This is a genomic window from Thioclava sp. F36-7 (assembly GCF_002020075.1).
Lineage (GTDB): Bacteria > Pseudomonadota > Alphaproteobacteria > Rhodobacterales > Rhodobacteraceae > Thioclava > Thioclava sediminum.
This window is the reverse complement of record NZ_MPZR01000015.1, coordinates 41,893-49,473: the sequence shown is the minus strand read 5'-3', so window position 1 is coordinate 49,473 and position 7,581 is coordinate 41,893. Positions and strand designations below refer to the sequence as shown.

The following is a 7,581-nucleotide window of genomic DNA, read 5'->3' as shown; positions in this document are numbered from 1 at the left end:
CTGCGACCTCGGAGAGAACCATGACCCGGACGGACGTCGCGATCCGCACTTGACGAAGCCGCAATCAGAGAACGTGTTTCAGGTGATCGCACAAGTATCAGCCAGGTGGTGCCATCGAAGTTGTTGCTTTCCACCTCGACCAACTTGCAACGATTTGCCGATGGCAATGTGCGTGCTGCGTTCCGCGCGAGCTTGCCGCGCAAGTAGCCTGAACAGACAACTCGCAAAACCATACCTAAACCCCGCCCGCCAATTCGGCGTGGCGGGATGTTTGATACTTTTTCACTGAAGAGCGGCTGCTGCCTCGTGACGGTGATACCAGACGGCCGCCGCTGTGCGGTTACTCACGCCGAGCTTGTTGATGATCCGATGGATATGGATTTTCGCGGTGTGCTCGGAGACCTGAAGGCGATCCGCGATGATCTTGTTTTGCTGACCGGATGCCAAGAGTTGCAAGACCTCCCGTTCGCGCCGCGTCAGAGTTTCGATCAGGCCCGGCGCAGCCACCAGATCAAAGCCCGGCTCGGCAAGCTTTTTCGAGATCGTTTTCGAGACCGTCAATCCGGTCTCAAGAAGCGCTGGCGGGACAAACTGCCCCCCCGACAGAATGAGGCGCAATGTCAGCATCCAAGTCGTGATATTGATGCTCATCGGAAGGAAACTCACCTGCTCGAGCAAGGCGCCCGATCGAAGGAAATCCATTGCCTCCATTTCGGGCGTGTCCTCGCTGTAGGCAATCGCGACACGCATGCGCGAAAGGGCTTCTCCGCGCGCCGCGATGAACGCTCTTAGTCCCGCGGCGTTGCCTTCATCCACGATCAAAGCGCAAACCCTTTCGCCATTCGCAAGGCGGCCATTCTCATCAATGCGTTGAGAGATTTCCTCCAGATAGTCTACGCGGTCCACCGAGACCTCCGGCACTTCGCTCTCTATCGTCCGGATGATCGCATCGCCGAAAATCTCTCGCTGCCCTACTAAACATATGCGCGCATCACTCTTGCGCCGTGGCGCAGCTCGAGACACCCCGCTAAAATCCGCCCTATTGTGCGTATCCATATCCCCTCCAATTTTTTGCCTCCCCAGGCCTTAATGAAACAGGATAACACAAGCGCGTGAACGGGGTATCTGCCCGAGTGATATATAATCGAAAGGCCCTAACGACCGGTGCATGCCGATGCGAAACTCGGTTTCGTGGAAAGCTTCAACGACCGTAAACGGCTGCTGCCTCCCTCCCCCGGGTAAAGCGTGGCGGTATGAAGTTGCAGGACCGGAGATCGTCGATGCGGCCTTTCAGATGGCGGCGGCAATGGCCTCCCGGGGTGGCCTTGAGATCGGCGGCAGGTCAGCGTCCGGTTCTCGCAAAATGGCTGCGAAACGACGATCGAGAGGGACACTAACCGTCTGTAGGTCACGGAAATCGGCCGCCGAAATTTGACGCGACATCATACCTCCAGGCGAATGACTGTCGCCTGAAGCAAAGACGTCACCTTATGCCTACGCGCGACAGGGCCTTTTGCGAGGCTGTGGGAGTGCGCCTCCAACGCGAACATGGACCGCGCGGAAATGCGATGTCGAATACGAAAGATAGTAGCAACATGCATTGGAGTTATCTTTCCTGAGCGAAGAGTGCTCCGGGTAACGACGGCTAGATCTGCAAGAATGAGACCTAAAAGTTGTCTCGGGAGGAACCAACCCTATCGATGCTTGTTTCGATAATGTGCGGCCGATCGCGCAAAAACTCTTACTTTTTCAAAGTTGTTAGCCCTGCGAAGCCTTTCGAAAGGTCGGATCGTAAGACGCCCCACTCCGCGCCCATCTCATGGCACGCCGATAGCCCGCCCGGCGGTCGGTCTCGCTTCCCGCAAAAGCGCAAACGTGCCACAATCGGTTGCGCTCATCGGCAGCGGAGCTACGGCCATTTATGCGCTCAAGCACCTGATTGAGATCTCCTCCCCACTCACAATTCATATCTTCGAGCGCGAGCGCGAGATCGGGCCCGGGATGCCCTATCGAAATGGGGTTAACCACCCGCAGATGCTCGCCAATATAGGCAGTCGAGAGATCCCGCCCGTGGTGGAGAGCTTGGAAGCGTTTCTGCTACAGAGCAATGCGGCAACACTCGTAGAATTCGGGATCACTCGTGCGGAAATTGGGCCAGAGGCCTTTTATCCGCGGGTCGTCCTCGGCCGCTACTTTATCGCTCAAATAGCGGCTCTCATAGCGAAAGCGCGTGGCCGCGGACATAGTGTAGAGGTCCGCTCGCGCCATACTGTCGTGGATGTAGAGCCGACCAAGCTCGGGACGCGTGTGAAGTGGGAGACACCGCACGAAAGAGGCACGGAAACTTTCAACCACGTTATCCTGGCGACCGGGCATCAATGGCGCGATCGGAAGGATAACTCGGGAGTTCAGCTCCATTCGCCGTGGCCCGCGGAATCGTTGCGACGCTTCATTGGCTGTGCAGTAGGACTCCTTGGCAGTTCGCTTACTGCGATTGATGCTGCTGTCGCCCTGGCATCCTTCCAGGGGCGATTTGAAGAGAATGAGAACCAAGTGCGCTGGGTCCCCCACGCTCCCGACGCCGGGTTCACGATGGTAATGATGTCGCGCCGTGGTGCCTTACCCGATGCAGACTGGTATTACCCTCACCCGCTTCCGCCACTTTCGCTGTTTACCCACGAAGCGCTTTCAGAGCTCGTTAAGCACGACAACTTCCTGATCAATTGCCAATCGGTTCTTGCGAAAGAACTGGAGGCACTGGACCCCGCATATGCCGCACGCACGCGACCCGCGCAGCTTGAAGGGTTCGCGCAGCGCCATTTTGCCGATCGGCTGTCAACAAACTCTTGGGAGGATGTGCGTTCCGATTTGAGTCTCGCGAAGGCGAAGCGCGCCGCAAAGATCAGTGAACCATGGCGCGTGGGCTTACTGGCAGCACATGAAGTTTATCAGGGCATCGTTCAGCATCTGACACCTGAAGACCGCGCACTGTTTGATCGTGAATTGCTTCCGGTTTTCTCCGATGTCTATGCATCGGTGCCGCATCGCTCAATCGAACGCATGCTTGCGCTGCACGACGCTGGCGTGCTCGAACTCGTGAGGCTTGGGGAGGACTATACGATCGCGGCGGAGGGACAGACGGTAAGAATCACCGGTGCTTCCGGCACGATAACAGTTGAGCACTTGATCGATGCGCGCGGCCAAAGGCCTGCCGACCTCACCGAGTTGATGTTCCCGACGCTCCGCGATGCGGCCGATCTCGATCCAGAGACTCTACTGGTCAGCGGCCCGCATCAAGCAGCCGGAACGATAACCTGCGTGGCGATCCCGGTAGTGCTGAAACGCAACCCCTTCGTGCAGGGACTGGAAAATGCCGAAGCGTTGGGGCGGCGCGCCGCGCAGAACATCGCCGATGCAATCGCGTTCTGCAGCCAAGCCTAAGAGCACTCACCCGCTTCAAACAAACAACGGCGTAGCCACGAAGACTGCACCGTTGCTTCTTTCCGGACCTTTTCCCAATCACTCTGCCGCAGGCAAGAGAAAGGCGCGCTGCGCTCTCTCAACCTCGGCCACCCGGGCTGCGTCTTTCGTTTTCGTATGCGAGGGGGCGAGCTTGTCGATCACGCGGCACGTCGTCGCGTAGGGCATGTCTTCCATTTGGGAGCAAAGCGCATAATCCATCTCGTCGGGTTCGCGCAGGATACGAATGCCGTTCGGCGTGTTCTCGTTGAGTCCATCAGACGAAAAGCGTGGGGCCTGCGTTCCATCGGCATGCAATGCGCATGTTATTGATGGAAAACCTTTGCACCCGTAACCCAGAAGATGGGAATGCCCTTCTCGTCGAGGGTGCGACCGAAATCAGCATCTCGCCGACATAGCTAACATAGCGCTCATCAAACAAAGCGGACAGAGCCCAGCTCTCGCGATCGGGTGACACCTCTCAAGTTTGGAGGGAGGTTCCGATTGATCCTTAAAGGGTGAGGGGTTGGTGGTTTCGAGCATGTCAGAAAGGGCCCCTCTTCGCACCTCGCACTAAGTCTGCCCCCCGCCCCAACGCCACCCAATCCAAGCGTTCGTCGCCCACCGGAACCTGGCGCGGCAGAGGGCGTTACCCCAAGGTCAAGCATAAGGAGCCGCCCATGGCCTCACGCGCGATCTGGAAAGGCCAGCTGCGACTGTCGCTGGTCAGCATCCCCGTCGAAATCCACTCCGCGACCAAAACGGGCGCGCGGCTCTCGTTCCGGCAAATCCACGGCCCCTCCGGCAAGCGCGTCCATTACGAGAAAACCGTCTCCGGTATTGGGCCTATCGATGCCGACGAGATCCTCAAGGGCTACGAGATCGGCGATGACGAGTATCTGCTGCTCGAACCCGAGGAGATCGACGCGATCAAGCTCGAGACCAAGAAGACGCTCGAACTCGTGCAGTTCGTCGACGCGCCCGAAATCCCGCCGCTCTATTACGATCGACCCTATTACGTCGTGCCGACCGACGATCTCGCGCAGGATGCCTACCGGGTGGTGCGCGATGCGCTACGGCAATCGAAGAAGGTCGGGCTTGGGCAACTGGTGATGCGCGGCAAGGAATATCTCTGCGCACTGCGACCCTGCGGCGACGGTATCCTGCTGGAGACGCTGCATTACGCCGATGAAATTCGCGAGGCCGATCCGCTGTTTTCCGACATCGAGGACGAGCCGGCGGACAAGGAGCTGTTGGAGGTCGCCACGCAGCTGATAGACCGCAAGACCGACAGTTTCGACGCATCCGCCTTCACCGATCACTACGATGCGGCGCTGCGCGATCTGATCGACCGCAAGCGCAAGTCGAAGAAGACGCCCCGCGCCAAGACGGGAGAGGACGACAGCAGCAGAGGCGGCGATAACGTGGTCGACCTGATGTCCGCGCTGCAGGACAGCCTCAAGGCCGATGGCGGCGGCAAATCCGGCTCGAAGTCCGGGGGCAAATCGACGGGTCGGAAATCGTCATCGAAAACCTCCGGTTCGAAGTCGTCCGCGTCGAAATCCAGCAGATCCTCCGGCGCGAAGTCTTCAACCAAGAAGTCCGCGTGATGGGAAGCCTCGACCGTTATCTCGAGATGCGCGACTTCGCGCAGACGCCAGAGCCCGATGGCGGCACTGCCTCGGGCCATCTCGCGCCGCGCTATTCGATCCAAAAACACGACGCGACCCGCACACATTTCGATCTGCGCCTCGAATGGGAGGACGTGCTGCTGTCCTGGGCGATCACCAAGGGACCGTCTTTCGATCCGGGTGAAAAACGGCTCGCGGTGCGGACCGAGGATCACCCGCTGGATTACCTCACCTTCGAGGGCACGATACCGAAGGACAATTATGGCGCGGGCACGGTGATGCTCTGGGATCTGGGGCATTGGCAGCCGCTGATCCCGGTCGGCAAGGCGCTCAAGAAAGGGCATCTGCATTTGCGCCTGCATGGCGCGCGACTCACCGGCGAGTGGCACCTGATCCGCATGAAAACCGAAAGCAAACGCGAGAACTGGCTGCTGATGAAGGCGGAGGACGCGGCGAGCGGCGCGCGCGATCCGGTGGCGCGCTATCGCCGCTCTGTCCAGAGCCAGCGCACGATGCGCGAGATCGCTACCGACAAGGCGCCCATCGAGACGCAGGTGGGCAAGCGCCCCGGCTTCTCCAAGCCGCAGCTCGCGACGCTCTCTGACAAGATGGTCGCAGGCGACGGGTGGTGGCACGAGCTGAAATTCGACGGCTACCGCGCCCTGATCGCGCTTGGCAAAGGCGGTCCGCGTGTCTTCACCCGCAACGGCAAGGATTGGACGGATCGCTTCGACGACCTGCTACCCGCGCTGGCCGAGGTCGACTGCGACAGCGCCCTGATCGACGGCGAGATCGTCGCAGGCGCAGGGCTCGACGGGTTTTCGGAGCTGCAAAAGGCGATCACCGCAGGTGGACCGTTCCGCTTCTACGGCTTCGACATCCTGTCGCGCGACGGTAACGACCTGCGCAAGGCGCCGCTCTCCGAACGCCGCGAGGTTTTGGAAGAGGTGATGAAGCCGCTCCCCGCGCTTGGGCCCGCGCAGCTCTCTCCGGTGATCTCGAAAGATCCCGAGAGTGCATTCGACACAATCTGCAAGGCGGGCGGCGAGGGGCTGATCGCAAAGCGCATTGACGCGCCCTATCGCGGCGCGCGCTCTAAGGCGTGGATGAAGGTCAAATGCGAGCGCCGCGACGAGTTCGTCATCCTTGGCTGGCAGGAAAGCGACAAGCGCGGTCGGCCCTTCGCCTCGCTGGCGCTGGGGGCCGCCGAGGGCGACGGCTGGCGCTATGTCGGCAAGGTCGGCACCGGCTTCGACGAGAATCAGGCCGAGGCGTTGGCCAAGGCGATGAAACCGCTCGCTCGCAAGACCGCCCCCGCGGATGTCGAGGCGTCGGAGGCAAAGGGCATGCACTGGATCACGCCCGAGCTGGTTGCGGAAATTCGCTATGCCGAGCGCACCGGGGGCGACCGACTGCGGCACGCGGTCTTCCTCGGGCTGCGCGAGGACAAGCCCGCGCGCACGGTGCGGCTGGACAATGACATAGCCTCCGAGGAGCGCCCGAACGTTGCGGGGATCGGGATTTCCTCGCCCGATCGAGTGGTCTTCGAAGGTGCGGGCTATACCAAGTTGGACGTGGCGCGCTACTACGAGGCAATGGCCGATCGCATCCTTCCGCATCTTGCCGAGCACCCGGTGTCGCTGCTGCGGCTGCCGGAAGGTCTGGGCGGCGAGCGCTTTTTCCAGAAACACGCGGGGCGCGGCTTTCCTGACGGGATCGAGAATGTCGAGATCACGGAGAGCGACGGCAAAACCGCGCAATACATGGTGATCCGAAAGGCGGAAGGTCTGGTCGCGGCGGCGCAGATGGGCACGATCGAGTTCCATATCTGGGGCAGCCGCGTCGACCGGCTGGAGCGGCCCGACCGTCTGGTCTTCGATCTCGATCCCGACGAGGGGCTGGATTTCGCGGCGGTAAGGGATGCGGGTTTCGAGATCCGCGATCTGCTCGCCGAGTTGGACATGCAGAGTTGGCCGCTCCTGTCCGGCGGCAAGGGTGTCCATGTAACGGTGCCGCTGCGGCGCAGTGCCGGTTGGGACACGGTGAGGCTTTTCGCGCGGGTCTTCTCGCATTTGCTCGTGGCGCGGTCGCCCAAGCGCTACACCGCCGAAATGTCGAAGGCGAAGCGGAAGGGCCGGATTTTCGTCGACTGGCTGCGCAACGGTGAGGGAGCCACGGCGATCGCGCCCTATTCGCTGCGTGCACGGCCCGGGGCGCCGGTCGCGATGCCGGTCTCGTGGGACGAGCTGAAGAAAGTCCGCAAGGCCAACGCCTTCGATCTGGGCGCGGCGCTGAAGCGTGATGCAGAGATCGCGTTTCCCGACGCCGTGTCGATTAGTCAGGGCCGGGTCGACAAGCTCAAGGACATGCTGGAGGCTTCGGAGTAGCGCGCCTCATGCGAGGGTCGCCGTGCCACGGAGGTCGGATGCGAAATGCTTAACGACATTGAGCGGTTGGGCAACTGATCTTCCGAGAGTTCCGAGACGCCTGA

At 60.7% G+C, this 7,581-nt stretch carries 5 protein-coding genes; 3 read left to right on the top strand and 2 right to left on the bottom strand.

Features of this window, described 5'->3' with window-relative positions; translation table 11 throughout:
• Nucleotides 1–282: 282 nt before the first annotated feature.
• Nucleotides 283–1,056 carry a response regulator transcription factor gene (locus BMI89_RS19485; RefSeq protein WP_078523535.1) on the bottom strand — a complete coding sequence of 258 codons (774 nt, stop codon included), beginning with the start codon at nt 1,054–1,056 and terminating at the stop codon, nt 283–285.
• 819 nt (nt 1,057–1,875) lie between these two features.
• Here BMI89_RS19485 and BMI89_RS19480 point away from each other — a divergent pair.
• Nucleotides 1,876–3,441 carry an FAD/NAD(P)-binding protein gene (locus BMI89_RS19480; protein WP_168176847.1) on the top strand — a complete coding sequence of 522 codons (1,566 nt, stop codon included), beginning with the start codon at nt 1,876–1,878 and terminating at the stop codon, nt 3,439–3,441.
• A 78-nt stretch (nt 3,442–3,519) separates the two neighbouring features.
• Here BMI89_RS19480 and BMI89_RS19475 read toward each other — a convergent pair whose 3' ends face one another.
• Nucleotides 3,520–3,777: a hypothetical protein gene (locus BMI89_RS19475; RefSeq protein ID WP_078542293.1), complete on the bottom strand. Its 258-nt coding sequence runs from the start codon at nt 3,775–3,777 to the stop codon at nt 3,520–3,522.
• Between the two features lie 362 nt (nt 3,778–4,139).
• Between BMI89_RS19475 and BMI89_RS19470 the strand changes: the two genes are divergently transcribed.
• Nucleotides 4,140–5,069, top strand: a complete 930-nt coding sequence (locus tag BMI89_RS19470; RefSeq protein WP_078523458.1) for a Ku protein — start codon at nt 4,140–4,142, stop codon at nt 5,067–5,069.
• Nucleotides 5,069–7,477, top strand: coding sequence for a DNA ligase D (gene ligD / locus BMI89_RS19465; protein ID WP_078572434.1), 2,409 nt, complete (start codon nt 5,069–5,071; stop codon nt 7,475–7,477). The genes BMI89_RS19470 and ligD overlap by 1 nt, the downstream gene beginning before the upstream one ends.
• Nucleotides 7,478–7,581: the final 104 nt, after the last annotated feature.

Excerpts from the sequence above, each read along its gene's own strand:
- BMI89_RS19485 (WP_078523535.1), bottom strand. The coding sequence starts at position 1,056 with ATGGATACGCACAATAGGGCGGATTTTAGCGGGGTGTCTCGAGCTGCG.
- BMI89_RS19470 (WP_078523458.1), top strand. The coding sequence starts at position 4,140 with ATGGCCTCACGCGCGATCTGGAAAGGCCAGCTGCGACTGTCGCTGGTC.
- ligD (WP_078572434.1), top strand. The coding sequence starts at position 5,069 with ATGGGAAGCCTCGACCGTTATCTCGAGATGCGCGACTTCGCGCAGACG.